This window comes from Micromonospora sp. NPDC002296, from assembly GCF_040296145.1.
GTDB lineage: Bacteria > Actinomycetota > Actinomycetes > Mycobacteriales > Micromonosporaceae > Micromonospora.
The window spans coordinates 354,114-368,136 of sequence record NZ_JBEOWQ010000001.1; the positions used below are offsets into that span (position 1 = coordinate 354,114).

Annotated in this window: 15 protein-coding genes and 1 pseudogene; 7 read left to right on the plus strand and 9 right to left on the minus strand. The window is 73.7% G+C overall.

Annotation, left to right across the window (positions count from 1 at the left end):
• Positions 1-27: 27 nt before the first annotated feature.
• The 7 genes and pseudogenes from ABT023_RS01670 to ABT023_RS01700 form a co-directional block, all read right to left on the minus strand.
• Positions 28-822: an adenylosuccinate synthetase gene (locus ABT023_RS01670; protein WP_350880533.1), complete on the minus strand. Its 795-nt coding sequence runs from the start codon at positions 820-822 to the stop codon at positions 28-30.
• Positions 823-957: 135 nt separating this feature from the next.
• A pseudogene (locus ABT023_RS01675) lies at positions 958-1,396 on the minus strand (adenylosuccinate synthetase); the annotation flags it as partial.
• Positions 1,393-2,358: a hypothetical protein gene (locus tag ABT023_RS01680; RefSeq protein ID WP_350880535.1), complete on the minus strand. Its 966-nt coding sequence runs from the start codon at positions 2,356-2,358 to the stop codon at positions 1,393-1,395. The gene ABT023_RS01680 and the pseudogene ABT023_RS01675, both read right to left, overlap by 4 nt.
• Positions 2,359-2,368: 10 nt before the next feature.
• Positions 2,369-3,343, minus strand: coding sequence for an RIO2 family protein (locus ABT023_RS01685; protein WP_350880537.1), 975 nt, complete (start codon positions 3,341-3,343; stop codon positions 2,369-2,371).
• On the minus strand, positions 3,343-4,092 hold the full coding sequence (locus tag ABT023_RS01690) for an NUDIX hydrolase (RefSeq protein WP_350880539.1): 750 nt from the start codon (positions 4,090-4,092) through the stop codon (positions 3,343-3,345). The genes ABT023_RS01685 and ABT023_RS01690 overlap by 1 nt, the downstream gene beginning before the upstream one ends.
• A 94-nt stretch (positions 4,093-4,186) precedes the next feature.
• Entirely contained in the window at positions 4,187-5,050 is an 864-nt protein-coding gene (locus tag ABT023_RS01695) for a MaoC/PaaZ C-terminal domain-containing protein (RefSeq protein ID WP_350880630.1), read from the minus strand.
• Complete coding sequence (locus tag ABT023_RS01700) at positions 5,050-6,408, minus strand: 3-oxoacyl-ACP reductase (RefSeq protein ID WP_350880541.1); 1,359 nt, start codon at positions 6,406-6,408, stop codon at positions 5,050-5,052. Before ABT023_RS01700 ends, ABT023_RS01695 begins: the two co-directional genes overlap by 1 nt.
• A 56-nt stretch (positions 6,409-6,464) precedes the next feature.
• Between ABT023_RS01700 and ABT023_RS01705 the strand changes: the two genes are divergently transcribed.
• The 5 genes from ABT023_RS01705 to purB all read left to right on the plus strand — a co-directional run bounded on the left by ABT023_RS01705 (position 6,465) and on the right by purB (position 11,293).
• The gene (locus ABT023_RS01705; RefSeq protein ID WP_350880543.1) at positions 6,465-7,757 is read left to right on the plus strand and encodes an acetyl-CoA C-acetyltransferase; all 1,293 of its coding nucleotides are present in this window, start codon (positions 6,465-6,467) and stop codon (positions 7,755-7,757) included.
• A gap of 159 nt (positions 7,758-7,916) precedes the next feature.
• The gene (locus tag ABT023_RS01710; protein ID WP_350880545.1) at positions 7,917-8,768 is read left to right on the plus strand and encodes a TNT domain-containing protein; all 852 of its coding nucleotides are present in this window, start codon (positions 7,917-7,919) and stop codon (positions 8,766-8,768) included.
• Positions 8,769-8,797: 29 nt separating this feature from the next.
• A complete protein-coding gene (locus tag ABT023_RS01715; RefSeq protein WP_350880547.1) occupies positions 8,798-9,049 on the plus strand; it encodes a hypothetical protein in 252 nt (83 codons plus the stop codon).
• Between the two features lie 136 nt (positions 9,050-9,185).
• Positions 9,186-9,815 (plus strand): hypothetical protein, encoded by a 630-nt coding sequence (locus ABT023_RS01720; RefSeq protein ID WP_350880549.1) that lies wholly within the window; start codon positions 9,186-9,188, stop codon positions 9,813-9,815.
• A 53-nt stretch (positions 9,816-9,868) separates the two neighbouring features.
• Complete coding sequence (gene purB / locus ABT023_RS01725; protein ID WP_350880551.1) at positions 9,869-11,293, plus strand: adenylosuccinate lyase; 1,425 nt, start codon at positions 9,869-9,871, stop codon at positions 11,291-11,293.
• A gap of 46 nt (positions 11,294-11,339) precedes the next feature.
• On the opposite strand, the gene ABT023_RS01730 is transcribed toward purB, so the two are convergent.
• Positions 11,340-11,906, minus strand: coding sequence for a YbjQ family protein (locus ABT023_RS01730; protein ID WP_350880553.1), 567 nt, complete (start codon positions 11,904-11,906; stop codon positions 11,340-11,342).
• Positions 11,907-11,969: 63 nt separating this feature from the next.
• On the minus strand, positions 11,970-12,653 hold the full coding sequence (locus ABT023_RS01735; protein ID WP_350880555.1) for a S1 family peptidase: 684 nt from the start codon (positions 12,651-12,653) through the stop codon (positions 11,970-11,972).
• A gap of 367 nt (positions 12,654-13,020) precedes the next feature.
• Between ABT023_RS01735 and purS the strand changes: the two genes are divergently transcribed.
• Together purS and purQ are read left to right on the plus strand one after the other, a co-directional pair.
• Positions 13,021-13,284, plus strand: coding sequence for a phosphoribosylformylglycinamidine synthase subunit PurS (gene purS / locus ABT023_RS01740; RefSeq protein WP_350880557.1), 264 nt, complete (start codon positions 13,021-13,023; stop codon positions 13,282-13,284).
• Positions 13,281-13,964: a phosphoribosylformylglycinamidine synthase subunit PurQ gene (purQ, locus tag ABT023_RS01745; protein WP_350880559.1), complete on the plus strand. Its 684-nt coding sequence runs from the start codon at positions 13,281-13,283 to the stop codon at positions 13,962-13,964. Before purS ends, purQ begins: the two co-directional genes overlap by 4 nt.
• Positions 13,965-14,023: the final 59 nt, after the last annotated feature.

The window sequence follows — 14,023 nt, forward strand, 5'->3', positions numbered from 1 at the left end:
CGCCGCACCGTCAGGAAGGGGTCATTCCTATACAAAAGGCGTCAACAAGGGGCCCTTCCTTACCGCCTTTCCCTCGGCGGTGGGCGAGTGGGAGGTGAGCACCACCGGCACGCCGAGCGCCTCCTGCACCGCCGAGGGCCAGTCGGCCGGCGGGCCGTCGTCGTACACCGGGCGGGCCGCCAGCAGGCGGGCGGTGAGCGCGGCCTGGCGGTCCAGGTCGCCGGGCGGGCCGGGCTCCAGCCGGTCGGCGATGTCGTAGCGGCGGCAGATCCGCAGCCCCCGGTCCGCCAGGTCGAGGTGGGTGAGCGCGAGGCCGTCGACCCCGCCGGCCACCGCCAGGGCGTACCGGTGGGCGACCGCGTCGAAGTGGCCGAACCGGAACCGCCCCTGCCACGGGTTGGTCGGGTTACGCGGGTCGGCCAGCGGCAGCGCCGAATCCTCGGTGACCAGTGGACCGGGGCCGTGCCGGGTGGTCGCGATCCGCAGCACGCCCAGCCGCTCGGCCCCGCCGGGCTGGCCCGCCTCGGCGAGCAGGGCCTCGGCGTTGGCGAACGTGGTGGTGCTCCACGTCGTGTACGGGTGGAAGCCGTGCCACTCGTCGAGCAGCACCCCCTGCGCTCCCTCGAAGACGCAGGTCCCGGCGCGCAGCACCCCGGCCAGGTACGTCCGGTCGACGATCGCCACCCGTCCGGCGAACCCGGTGAACGCGGGCAGGCAGTCCTCCACCGGCGGGGCGTCCAGCGGGCCGAGTTCGGCGGTCAGCCGGTCCCGCAGCGCGGCGAGCCGGCGGCGCAGCACCGCCGGGGTGCGGCAGTCCGCCACCCGTGGCGCGGAGTCGGGGGGGGGGGGGGCCGGAGCGGGCGGCTGGGGGCGCCCCCCCCCCCCCCCCCACCCGCTCCGCTCCCCCCCGCGGCGGGGGGCTGGGGCCCCCCGCCCCGGGGGGGGGGTGGGGGGGGGGCGCGAGACCGTACGCGACGGTCTCGCCCACCCCCAGCCCGCAGGAGCCGTGCCGGTCGGCTCCCCGGGCCAGCTCCCGGGCCCGGTTGGCGGCCCGGTGGTACGGGGTCGCCAGCAGCGCCTCCCCGTCGACCGTGAGCCGGTCGAGCGCGTCGGGCACCCCCACCGAGGCGAGGTGGTCGGCCTCGGCGGCCAGGGCCAGCGGGTCCACCACCACGTGCCGCGCCAGGTGGGTCCGCACCCCCGGTCGGAACGTGCCCGCCCCGAACTGCGCGAACGTGTGGTGCCGCCCGTCGCGCAGGACGACGTTGTGCGCCGCCTGCGCGCCCCCGTTGAAACGGACCACCGTGTGGACCGGCCGGGTCCCGCACAGCCAGTCCACGACGGTGCCCTTGCCGGCGTCGCCGTAGCCGAGGTCGACCACCGTCACGTGGCTCACAGCCGGGTGACCCCCCGAGTCGACGGCGGCGCCGACGGGGCCGGCAGCGCACACACCTGGTCCCGCGGGCCGCCACCGAGGCGGGCCAGCGCCTTCGACACCGTGCCGGTGGCCGTCGAGCCGGCCCGCTTCAGGTCGGCCAGGCCCTGGTCCAGGTCGACGGCCTGCTCGCCGAGGCCGACGGTCAGCGCGATGGTCTCGCAGACGGCGTCCAGGTCGTCCAGCACGACGGCGTTCTGCCCCAGCAGGTCGCGCCAGAAGTCCAGCACCTTGGCGTTGCCGGCGTAGTGGCTGCCGGCGGGGAGCAGGTAGTACGTGTCCCAGCGGCGGGTCACCTCGTCGACGATCTGCCGCAGCGGCACGTCCTCGCCCAGGTCGTCGCCGATCAGGCGGCTCACCTGCCGCCGGTCGACCCTGGGGTAGGCCAGCTCGTCGCCGATGACGAACAGGTAGCCGCGCCGGCCCCGCTTCTCCCAGCAGTCGGTCACCGTGTGCCGGGCCATGTAGTACATGGCCAGCTCGTACGACTCCGTCATCTGGCCGCCACCGCCGCCCTCCAGCACGATCCGGCCGAGGTCGTCGTCCATCCGGTTGTCCGACTCGAACTGGCCGACCTGCAACGGCACCCGGTCGCAGGTGGCGTCGCCGATCGCGCCGAACATGATCTGCGGGTCGCGGGCGTAGCCCTGGCGCAGCAGCAGCCCGAGCAGCTGCGGCAGCTTGGTCTGGAGGGTGCGTGGGACGTGCCTCATCGAGCCGGTCACGTCGAACAGCACCGAGATGGCCGTCGACTGCGGGTGCTCGGCCGAGTCGCGGCTCTCCCGCGCCGCACCGCGCGGGTCGAGGGCGGGGTGCACGGTGCGCGCCCCGCTGTCGCTGTAGGAGAACGCGCTCTTGCCGGTGGCCCGGCGGTATCGGTCGGCGGCGTCGTACACGTCGGTGGACCACATTCCACTGCCCATGGCAGCCTCCTTAGGGGTTGAGGGTGAAGGGTCGGAAGGTGCGCGGCCCGTAGAGCCGCTCCAGCACCTCGTCCAGCTCGCCGAGCAGCCGCCAGGCGTCGTCGGGCCGGGAGTTCAGGGCCGGGCGGCGGCAGCCGTCGGCGAAGGCGCGCAGCTCGCGCGGAGCGCGGTCGCCCATCAGCCAGGTCATGCAGCGGGCGGCCATCGCCAGGTCGGTGCCCGGTCCGCAGGGCCGCTTCGCGGCGACCTCGGGCGGGTACCAGTCCTCGTGGCCGGGCACCAGCGCCGGGACCGCGCCCTCGCCGACCACCGAGAAGCACCAGTCCACGAGCACCACGCCGTGCCCGGCGGGCTCGATCAGCACGTGCCGGGGCAGCACCGCGCCGTGCACCACGCCGGCCCGGTGGGCCAGGCCGAGGGCGACCAGCAGCCGCCGCCACATCCAGGCCGCGTCCCGGGCGTCCAGCCCGTCGGGGTACGCCCGGCGCACCTCGTCCAGGCTGCGCAGACCGGGCGCGGTGGCCAGCACGCTGATCCGCCGCTGGGCGCCGGTCGCCGCGTCCCGGTGCCGGAAGGAGTCGACGAGCCGGGGCACGTACGGCAGGTAGCGCGGGTCGCCCCGCTCCTCGACCGTGCGCAGGGCGTGCGCCTCGCGGGCCATCAGGTCGTTGTCGGTGGGGTTACGGGGCAACTTGAGCAGCTGGTCCGCCCCGACGTCGTACAGGTCGGCCAGGTCGCCGGTGTGGGCGAGCGGGCCGAGCCGGTACGCCCCGAGGACGAACGCCTGGCTGGCCCGCCAGCGGGTGGTGACCCGCACGAACGCGTCGGTGGCCTCGGCGCGTACCGCCTCGTCGAGCGCGCCCAGCCGGTCGGGGTGCAGGGCCGCGACCAGTTCGCGGTACCGGTGTGCCGACGAGTCGGCGCCGAACAGGTCGACGTCGGTGCGGGCCGTCGCGACCAGCCGGATGGCCTCGTCGGTCCTCATCACACCGTCTCCTCCCGGGCCGGGCGCAGCAGCGCCGGGTGCAGCAGCCGGGCGTCGCCGGCGCGGTAGAGCTTGGCGCGCGGGCCGCCGCGGGTGCCGCCGCGCTCGGTGCTGGCGCCGGTGCTCTCCACGAAGCCCGGCACGGAGAGCACCTTGCGGTGGAAGTTGCCCGGGTGCAGCGGGTGCCCCCAGACCGTCTCGTAGACGGCGCGCAACTCGGTGACGGTGAACTCGGCGTCCAGGAAGCGGGTGGCCAGCGGGGTGTACTCCAGCTTGGACCGGGCCCGCTCCAGCCCGTCCTCGATGACCCGGGCGTGGTCGAAGGCGAGCGGACGGCTGGCCAGCGCGCTGACCGGCAGCCAGAGCGCCTCGTCGGCGTCGCTGCCGGCGGCCGGGTCCGGCAGGTCGGGGGCGAACGCGAGGTGGGCCACCGAGACGACCCGCATCCGGGGGTCCCGGTCGGGAGCGCCGTAGCTGGCGAGCTGCTCCAGGTGGATCCGGCGCAGCCGCTCGCCGCCGAGCCCGGTCTCCTCGGCCAGCTCGCGGCGGGCCCCGGTGGTCAGGTCCTCGTCGGGGTGGACGAAGCCGCCGGGCAGCGCCCAGTGGCCCTCGAACGGCGGTGCGCCCCGGCGGACGAGCAGCAGGTGCAGCGCGCCCTCGCGAATGGTCAGGGCGACCACGTCCACGGTCACGGCGACGGCCGGATGGTCCCGCGGGTCGTAGGCGGCAAGGAACTCCTGCTCGTTCACATCTTCCCTCTCACTCTGAGAATAACTCGATGTGAGAACAACTTAGCCCACGAAAGAGTGAACGGCAAGCCCCCGGCTCGGCAGGGGTGGACGGTCAGCGGACGGCGCCCGCCAGGTGCGGGCGGCCGGAGCGCGCGTCGTGCAGCGCGAACGCCCAGGCCGCGCCGTCGGCGGTGGCGCTGAGGGCCACCGTGGACGGCAGCGGCACCGGCAGCTTGAACGCCACGTCGACCGTGTACGCGTCCGGCAGCCGGCTCTCCAGGGCGGCCAGGCAGCGCGCCTTGCTCCACATGCCGTGCGCTATCGGGCGCGGGAACCCGAACAGCCGCGCCCCGGGCCGGGAGGTGTGGATCGGGTTGTGGTCGCCGGAGACCCGGGCGTAGTCGATGCCCACCCGGGGCGTTACCCGCCAGTGCGCGGTGGCGGCCGGCGCCGGGGGCCGCTCGCCCCGGTCGCGCCGCTCGCCGCCGCCGGCCGTGCGCTCCCTGCCGAGGTACGTCGAGACGCCCCGCCACACCTCCTCCCCGCCGACCGACCCGACGAGCACCACGTCGACCTGCCGGCCCCGGTCGTGCGGGCGCAGCTCCTCGGCGTACGCCCGGAAGTCCAGCGTCTCGCCGGACCCGACGGGGCGGTGCACGGTGATCCGGTTGGCCACGTGCACCAGGCCGACCAGCGGCATCGGGAACTCCGGCGCGGTCATCAGCCGCAGCGCCAGCGGGAAGCCCATGACGTGCGGGTACGTCGCCGGCAGCCGGTCGGTCAGCCGGAACCCGCAGACCCGGTCGTAGTCGGCGAGGTGCGCCCGGTCGACGGCGACCCCGGCGACGGTCAGCTCGACCCCGGGCAGCACGTCACCACGCCGGCGGCCGGCCCCGGGCAGGGCCCCGAGCAGGGCACGCCGGTACAGCGGGCCGGCCTGCGGCAACCGGGGCAGCTCCACGAACTTCCTGGCCATCACGCCCCCAGCAGACTCTGGCCGCAGACCCGGACGATGTTGCCGCTGACCGCGCCGCTGGCCGGCCAGGCCAGCCAGCCGATCGTCTCGGCCACGTCCACCGGCAGGCCGCCCTGGGACATGCTGTTCATCCGGCGGCCCGCCTCCCGGATCACCAGCGGGATGCGGGCGGTCAGCCGGGTCTCGATGAAGCCGGGGGCGACCGCGTTCACGCTGATCCCGCGCTCGCGCAGCACCGGGGCGAGCGACTGCACCAGGCCGATCACTCCGGCCTTGGAAGTGGCGTAGTTGGTCTGGCCCCGGTTGCCGGCGATCCCGGCGATCGAGGAGACCGAGACGATCCGCCCGCCGGCCGGGATCAGCCCGTGCTCCAGCAGCACGTCGTTGATCCGCTCCTGGCTGGAGAGGTTCACGTCGAGCACCTGGTCCCAGCGGTCGGCGTCCATCCGGCCCAGGGTCTTGTCCCGGGTGATGCCGGCGTTGTGCACCACCACGTCGACGTGTCCGTGCCGGCCGGCCAGGTGGTCGGCGAGCCGGGTCGGTGCGTCCGGGGAGGTCAGGTCGAGCTGCACGGCGGTGCCGCCGATCTCGTTCGCCACCGCGGCCAGCTCGTCCCCGGCGGCCGGGACGTCCAGCGCGACCACCTTCGCCCCGTCGCGGGCCAGCACCCGGGCCAGCGCCGCACCGATGCCCCGGGCCGCCCCGGTTACCAGGACGACCTGGCCGTCCAGCGGTCGGTCCCAGTCGGCCGGCGGCTCGGCCTGGCCCGCGCCGATCCGGACCACCTGCCCGGAGACGTACGCGGACCGGCCGGAGAGCAGGAATCGCAGGGTCGCCTCCAGGCCGGTGCCCGTGCCCGCGTCCCCGGCCGGGGTGACGTGGACGAGCTGGGCGGTCACGCCCCGCCCGAACTCCTTGCCGATGCTGCGGGTCAGTCCTTCGAGGGCCCGCTGGGCGGTCGCCTCGCGCGGCGAGCCGCACTCCTCCGGCGGGGTGCCCAGCACGATCACCCGGCCGCTGGGCAGCACCGAGCGGGCCTGCGGGTGGAAGAAATCGTGGAGCTGGCGCAGGCCGGTGGAGTCGGTGATGCCGGTGGCGTCGTACACCAGGGCGGCGTGCCGCCGCTCCGGGCCGGGCGCGGCGGCCGGGTCGGCCAGCTCGACCCCGGCGGCGGTCATGATCCTGCCGACCTGCTCGACGAGCCGGCCGCCGGTGGCCGCGCCGAGCAGCACCGGCCCGGGGACCAGCGGATCGCCGGGGGTGTGCCGGCGCAGTCGTGGCGGGTCGGGCAGCCCGAGGCGCTTGACCAGCGCGCGGCCGGCCCCCGATCGGACGAAACTCGCGTACCTGTCGGTCATAGGCGTAGCCTACTGGCCAGTAGGTTGTGGGCAAGCCCTGAATTGGAGGCGGGATCGTGCAGAGCATCCGGCGGGTCGCGGTCATCGGCGGCAACCGCATCCCCTTCGCCCGGTCCAACTCCCGGTACGCGAGCGCGTCCAACACGGACCTGCTCGGCGCGGCGCTGGACGGCCTGGTGGCCCGGTTCGGGCTCGCCGGGCAGCGGGTCGGCGAGGTCGTCGCGGGGGCGGTGCTGAAGCACTCGAAGGACTTCAACCTGACCCGCGAGGTGGTGCTCGGCTCCCGCCTCGACCCGCGCACCCCGGCGTACGACATCCAGCAGGCCTGCGGCACCGGCCTGGAGGCGGCGATCCTGGTCGCCAACAAGATCGCCCTCGGGCAACTGGACGTCGGCATCGCCGGCGGCGTGGACACCACCTCCGACGCGCCGCTCGCGGTCAACGAGGAGATGCGTCGCACCCTGCTCCGGCTCAACAGCGCCCGGACCCTCGGCGAGCGGCTGAGGATCGCCGCGAAGCTGCGCCCCTCGCAGCCGTTCCAGCCGGAGATCCCCCGCAACGCCGAGCCGCGCACCGGGCTGTCGATGGGCGAGCACGCCGCCCGCACCGCGCTGCGCTGGGACGTCGACCGGCAGGCCCAGGACGAGCTGGCGCTGCGCTCCCACCAGCGGCTCGCCGCCGCGTACGAGCGGGGGTTCTTCGACGACCTGATGACGCCGTACCTCGGGCTGACCCGGGACCAGAACCTGCGCCCGGACAGCAGCCTGGAGAAGCTCGGCTCGCTGAGGCCGGTCTTCGGGCACAAGGGCCCGGACGCCGACCGGGCCACCATGACCGCCGGCAACTCCTCGCCGCTCACCGACGGCGCGTCGACGGTGCTGCTCGCGTCCGAGGAGTGGGCGCGTGAGCACAGCCTCCCGGTGCTCGCGTGGTTCAGCTGGTCCGAGACCGCCGCCGTGGACTTCGTGCACGGCGACGAGGGGCTGCTGATGGCCCCCGCGTACGCCGTGCCCCGGATGCTGGCCCGGGCCGGGCTGACGTTGCAGGACTTCGACCACTACGAGATCCACGAGGCGTTCGCCTCCCAGGTGCTGGCCACCCTGGCCGCCTGGGAGTCGCCGGAGTTCTGCAAGGACCGGCTGGGCCTGGACGCCCCGCTCGGCGCGATCGACCGGGACCGGCTCAACGTCAACGGCTCGTCGCTGGCCGCCGGGCACCCGTTCGCCGCCACCGGCGGTCGGATCGTGGCCACCCTGGCCAAGTTGCTCGCCGGGAAGGGCAGCGGGCGGGGGCTGATCTCGATCTGCGCGGCCGGCGGCCAGGGCGTGACGGCGATCCTGGAGCGCTGACGCCACGGGCGATCGACCCTGCCGGTCGGGGCGGCCGGCGGGGTGAGGTGTGCTCGGGGCCGGTCAGCCGTGCCGGTGTAAAGCGGATGAATACCCACATCAAGGACGAAACCTCTCAAGGATAAGGACAGCTCGCTGTCCTATTCCTGGAGGTTCGTGATGAAGATTCCTCGTTGGGTGCTGGCTGCTGTTTCCAGCGCGGCTTTGGCGGTCACCCCCACCACCGCGCAGGCCGCGGCCCCGAACTTCACCGATCAGGCCAGCGCGTCCGTCCCGAACGCCATCGATCAGGCCGGCCCGTCGGCGTCCCGCCGGGCGGGCTGGCCCCGAGGCGAGACCGGGCGGGCCGACGCCGGCCAGCCGCAGCCGCCGACGCAGGGCCTGTGCCGCCCAGGCACCCCGCCGGACGCGCCGCCCACCACGGTCCACTTCGACGGCAACCCGCTGCTCGGCCCCGCCGTGCTGCCCGGCGTACCCCCGGTCGGCCCCCTGCTCACCGGCTACCGGCGCATCGGCGGCCTCACCGTGACCGGGTTCCTCCAGCAGTACGGCAACGCCACCCGGACCGGGTACGTCTACCCGCCCGCGAGCGGCTTCGTCCTCGGCCCCGACGGCCGGCCGATCAAGAACCAGCAGACGCTGCTGCCCGGCTACCGGCTCGACCGCTTCGGCTTCCCGGGCGGCGCGTTCCTCGCCCCGCTCGGCACGCCGTTCAGCGCCCGGTCGCTGCCGCCCTCGAACCTCAACACGCCGTCCGACGCCCCGCTGGCCAATTACCACGTCTACTGCGTGGTAAGCCCGTTCACGGTCGACTCCGGGCCGATCGCGCCCTGGTTCGCCCAGTCCGGCCTGGGCACCCAGTTCCAGCTCAACCCGGCGTACCTGCCGCAGGCCGGGGCCAGCCTGAGCATCACGTGGCTGCTCCAGCACGGGTACCTGGTCGAGGAGGACCTGACGGCGGCGGCCTGCGCCGTCCCGCTCCAGCGCGGCTACGCTCCCGCCGTCTGCTGATGCCAGGAGACGCGGAGGGGAGGCCGGGCGTGGACCGGTACGAGGTGCGCGGCGCACTGCTGGCGGAGGGGCTGTCACCGGACGCCTTCGAGATCGAGGACGTGCACGAGCACGTGCCGGTCCCGCCCGACTTCTGGTTCCTGCGACGCTCGCCGGACGGGCGTTGGGAGATCGGCCTGTACGAGCGCGGCGTGCACGACGTCCGCCAGGCGTACGACTCCGAGCAGGCGGCCGCCGCCGGCCTGTACGCCGCGCTGACCGGCCGTCCCGCGCCCTTCTGATCAGGTCCCCGTCGCCCGCTCCCGCCGGCCTTCCCGAGAGTGTTCGCGCAGGTCGGATCGCTCTTGCTGAATGTGCCTACCTTGGGTGCCAGCCCGCCCGGACGTCCCGGTGGCGGTGCCTCCTCTAGGAGTGGTCATGCCCGGTCGAGCTCTGCTCCGCCCCGCTGCCGTCATCGTCCTGGCCACCGCGCTCGCGGCCAGCGGCTGCACGTCCACCGCCACGAGTTCCACGGAGTCCACCGCGTCGACCGCCGTGACCGAGGCCCCCGCCGCCGCGCCGAAGCCGACCGCCACCGGCACCGGCACCGGCTCCGGTTCCGGCGCGCCGGCCAGCACCGGCGCGACGGGCGGCGGGTCGACGGGCGGCGGCTCGACCGGGGGCGGCGCGAAGGGCGGCGGCACCGGCAGCAGCGGCGGCCAGTCCGGCACGAAGTCGACGTCGAACGCGCCCACCATCGCCTACTTCCGCGTCGCCGACAAGCCGTTCTGTCCGGCCGGAACCAACGTCAACCCGATCGCCGGGGGCCCGGTCCTCGTGGAGTGGAGGGTCAGCAACGTCGACTCCGTCGCCCTCTCGATCGACGGCCCCGGCATCTACGCCGACGACTACCCGTCGGCCGGCAGCGAGGCATTCCTCTTCCCCTGCTCGGGTGGGGAGGGCGACGTCCAGAAGCACACGTACACGCTGACCGCGCGTAACTCCCACGGCAAGCAGACCAGGACCATCGTGGTGAGCGCCCCGGTGCACGACGTGCCCACGGTGTGAGTGCCGGTGGCCTGGCTCGGGTGACGAGCCCGACGTGCGGGAGAATGAGGTACGTGACGACGATCCCGAACGTGCTCGCCAACCGATACGCCTCGCCCGAGTTGGTCGCCCTCTGGTCACCGGAGGAGAAGATCCGGATGGAGCGGCGGTTGTGGCTAGCCGTCCTCCGCGCCCAGCGTGATCTCGGCGTGGCCGTCCCCGACGGGGTCGTCGAGGCGTACGAGCGGGTGCTGGACGACGTCGACCTGGCCTCGATCGCCGAGCGCGAGCGGGTCACCCGGCACGACGTGAAGGCCCGGATCGAGGAGTTCAGCGCGCTCGCCGGGCACGAGCACGTGCACAAGGGGATGACCTCCCGGGACCTCACCGAGAACGTCGAGCAACTCCAGGTACGCGCCTCGCTGGAGCTGGTCCGGGACCGGGTCGTCGCCACGCTGGCCCGGCTGGCCCGGCTCGCCCACGAGCACTCCGGCCTGGTGCTGACCGGCCGCTCGCACAACGTCGCCGCGCAGGCCACCACGCTGGGCAAGCGCTTCGCGTCGGCCGCCGAGGAGCTGCTGATCGCGTACGAGCGGCTGGAAGACCTGATCAACTGGTACCCGCTGCGCGGGATCAAGGGCCCGGTCGGCACCTCCGCCGACCAGCTCGACCTCTTCGACGGCGACGCCGGCAAGGTCGCCGAGCTGGAGCGCCGGGTCGCCGAGCACCTCGGCTTCTCCCGGGTGCTGGACAGCGTCGGTCAGGTCTACCCGCGCTCGATCGACATGGCGGTGCTGGCCGCACTGGCCCAGGTGGCCGCCGCGCCGTCGTCGCTGGCCACCACGATTCGGCTGATGGTCGGCCAGGAGTTGGTCACCGAGGGCTTCAAGCCGGGCCAGGTGGGCTCCAGCGCGATGCCGCACAAGATGAACACCCGGTCCAGCGAGCGGGTGAACGGCTTCGCGGTGATCATCCGGGGGTACCTGTCGATGGTCGGCGAGTTGGCCGGCGACCAGTGGAACGAGGGGGACGTCTCCTGCTCGGTGGTCCGCCGGGTCGCCCTGCCGGACGCGTTCTTCGCCGCCGACGGGCTGTTCCAGACGTTCCTCACCGTGCTCGACGAGTTCGGGGCGTACCCGGCGGTGATCAACCGGGAACTGGAGCGCTTCCTGCCCTTCCTGGCCAGCACGAAGATCCTGGTCGCGGCGGTCCGGCGGGGCGTCGGCCGGGAGGCCGCGCACGAGGCGATCAAGGAGCACGCGGTCGGTGTGGCGCTGGCCATGCGCGAGCGGGGCACCGCCGAGAACGACCTGTTCGACCGCCTGGCCGGGGACGAGCGACTCGGCTTGTCCCGCGCCGACATCGACGACCTGGTCGCCGACCGCACCGCCTTCGTCGGCGCCGCCGAGGCCCAGGTCAACGCGGTCACCACCCGAATCGCCAAGATCGTCACCGCCCACCCCGACGCCGCCAACTACTCCCCACCCCCCATCCTCTGAGCCACCCCACCCCCGGGCGGGGACTGCGCCCGGGGGTGGGGTGGGGTCAGGAGTTGCGGGTGGGGGTCTCGGCGGCGGAGCTGAGGTTGGGGGCGCTGGCCGGTTCGGCGATGCCACCGGGGGACCCGGTGATCGCCGGGTCGTTGGCCGTCTCGGCCGCGATCATGGGCTGGTCCGGGGGCATGATGTCCGGGGTCTTGGGGGCCACGATCACCGCCGTGCCGTACGCGCAGATCTCCATCCACATCTCGCCGCAGTCCCGGCTGTCGAAGCGCATGCCGATCACGGCGTTCGCGCCGAGGCGGCGGGCCTCCTCGCCGAGGCGGGCCACCGAGTCCGTCCGCCAGCGGGTCAGGTTGTCCGGCGCCATCGGGTCGTACGCGCCGCCGCGGAGGTTCTTCACCCCCTCGCGGTACGGGTTGCGCGTCCTGGCCATCGAGGACACCACTTCGCCGAGGATCTGGCGGATCTCGTAGCCGGGCAGTTGATCCGTCGTCACGACCAGCACGGTTCGATGCTGTCGCATCGGCCGGGGGCCGGTTCGTCGGCCGTGGTCAGCTGACCGGATGCTGCAAAACGGGTCGGCGCGGACGGCCGGCGCTCCGCCGACCATCCGCGCCGCCCGCGGTGTCAACGACCCGACAGGCCCCAGACGGGGTGCCGGGACGGCTGACCGTCAGACACCGGCCACCGAGGTGATCCAGGCCCGGTTGTACGCGACGCTGCCGTAGTTCTGGATGCTCGACCCGTCGGCGGTGGAGGCCACGCCGACCTGGAGCCCGTTGTAGAACTCCGGGCCACCCGAGTCGCCCCGCCACGCGTTGCCGTTGAGCCGGGTGCTCCGGATCGCCTGCCCGCCGTACGCGTCCGTCACGTTGGTGCTGGTCACCTGGACGCTGGCGGTCTTGAGCTGGCTGGAGGGGGAGCAGCCGCTGTAGCAGGTCATGCCCCAGCCGTAGATCGTGTTGGTGGAGCCGACCGGCGGGTTGGCGCTGGCCAGCGTGACGGTGGACGTGCTGACCGTGCTGGACAGCCGCAGCAGGGCCAGGTCGTAACGGGTGTACGAGGCGCTCACGGTGCGGGTGGTGCCGCCCGAGGCGTAGTAGACGCTGCCGACCCGCACGGACATGGTGCCGCTGACGCAGTGCCGGGCGGTGAGCACCCACTGCGCGGCGATGACGCTGCCGGAGCAGGTGAACGAGCCGTTGCTGAAGACGGCGGCCGCCCACGGGGCGGAGGAGACGGTGCCACCGCCGATGATCGGCTGAGGGCCGGCCGGGGCGGCGACTGCGCCACCGGCGGCGCCCAGGACGCCGACCAGGGCGGTGCCGACCACGGCGAGCAGGGAACGGATACGCATCGGGACGTACTCCTTGCCTCTCGGACCCGGGATCGCCGGGTCGGTCGCGCCGGCGTGGGTCTCGGTTCACCCGCCGACGGTGCATTGAGTTATGTCGATGGATAGTAGGGGTCGGCGCATCGTGCGGCAAGGGTTCAATCGAGGCTAGCCGATGTAACAATTTGGCTTTTCGTGGCGTGGCGAACGTCCTGCTCCGGGACGTTTCACGCAGGACCGGACACGTGTGACCCACCACTCCGCCGGTTATGTTGATCACTGCCTGAACTGCCCCCGGCCGGTGCGGCTGAGGCGGTATCTGCCAGGTAGGCTGGCTGCGCTCGCCCGTTGTGGGTCGGCACCCAACTGCGTACACAGTCAGGAGTGCCCAGTGCCTCGCGTCGTCGTCGACGTCATGCTCAAGCCCGAGATCCTCGATCCTCAGGGCCAGGCCGTCGCAAACGCGCTGCCCCGGCTCGGCGTCAGTGACGTCGCCTCTGTCCGGATCGGCAGGCGGATCGAGATCGAGTTCACCGGTGAACCGGACCTGGACCAGGCCCGGGAAATTGCCGACAAGCTGCTCGCCAACCCGGTCATCGAGGACTTCACCGTCCGCGTGGTCGAGGCCGACGAGACCGTGGGCGCACGCCCGTGACCGCGCGGGTCGGTGTGGTGACGTTCCCCGGCTCGCTCGACGACGGGGACGCCGCCCGGGCCGTCCGGATCGCCGGAGCCGAGCCGGTCCGGCTCTGGCACGGCGAGGCGGACCTGCGCGGGGTGGACGCCGTCGTCCTGCCCGGCGGCTTCTCCTACGGCGACTACCTGCGCTGCGGTGCCATCGCCCGGTTCGCCCCGGTGATGGAGACCCTGGTGGACGCCGCCCGGGGCGGCCTGCCCGTGCTCGGCATCTGCAACGGTTTCCAGATCCTCTGCGAGGCCCACCTGCTGCCCGGCGCGCTCACCCGCAACCAGCACCTGCACTTCCGTAACCGGGACCAGGCCCTCCGGATCGAGGCCGCCGGCACGGCGTGGACGAACACGTTCCAGCCGGGCCAGGAGGTGCTGATCCCGGTCAAGAACGGCGAGGGCTGCTACGTCGCCGACGCCGCGACGCTCGACCAGCTCGAGGCCGAGGGCCGGGTCGTCGCCCGCTACGTTCGCGGCAACCCCAACGGGTCGCAGCGCGACATCGCCGCGATCACCAACCCCGCCGGCAACGTGGTCGGCATCATGCCGCACCCCGAGCACGCGGTGGAGGCGCTCACCGGCCCCTCCCTGGACGGCCTCGGCTTCTTCACCTCGGTGCTCAAGCACCTGGTGGGGGCCCCGGCGTGACCGTGCGCGGCACAATCGGTCGGCTCAACCGCCCCTGCGGCGGCGAGCGCAGCGAGGAG

Bases quoted from the DNA above. Each gene is read 5' to 3' on its own strand.
- ABT023_RS01685 (WP_350880537.1), bottom strand. From the start codon at position 3,343: ATGAGGACCGACGAGGCCATCCGGCTGGTCGCGACGGCCCGCACCGAC.
- ABT023_RS01730 (WP_350880553.1), bottom strand. From the start codon at position 11,906: ATGGTCGGCGGAGCGCCGGCCGTCCGCGCCGACCCGTTTTGCAGCATC.
- ABT023_RS01710 (WP_350880545.1), top strand. From the start codon at position 7,917: ATGAAGATTCCTCGTTGGGTGCTGGCTGCTGTTTCCAGCGCGGCTTTG.
- ABT023_RS01695 (WP_350880630.1), bottom strand. From the start codon at position 5,050: ATGGCCAGGAAGTTCGTGGAGCTGCCCCGGTTGCCGCAGGCCGGCCCG.
- ABT023_RS01700 (WP_350880541.1), bottom strand. From the start codon at position 6,408: ATGACCGACAGGTACGCGAGTTTCGTCCGATCGGGGGCCGGCCGCGCG.
- ABT023_RS01720 (WP_350880549.1), top strand. From the start codon at position 9,186: ATGCCCGGTCGAGCTCTGCTCCGCCCCGCTGCCGTCATCGTCCTGGCC.
- ABT023_RS01735 (WP_350880555.1), bottom strand. From the start codon at position 12,653: ATGCGTATCCGTTCCCTGCTCGCCGTGGTCGGCACCGCCCTGGTCGGC.
- ABT023_RS01680 (WP_350880535.1), bottom strand. From the start codon at position 2,358: ATGGGCAGTGGAATGTGGTCCACCGACGTGTACGACGCCGCCGACCGA.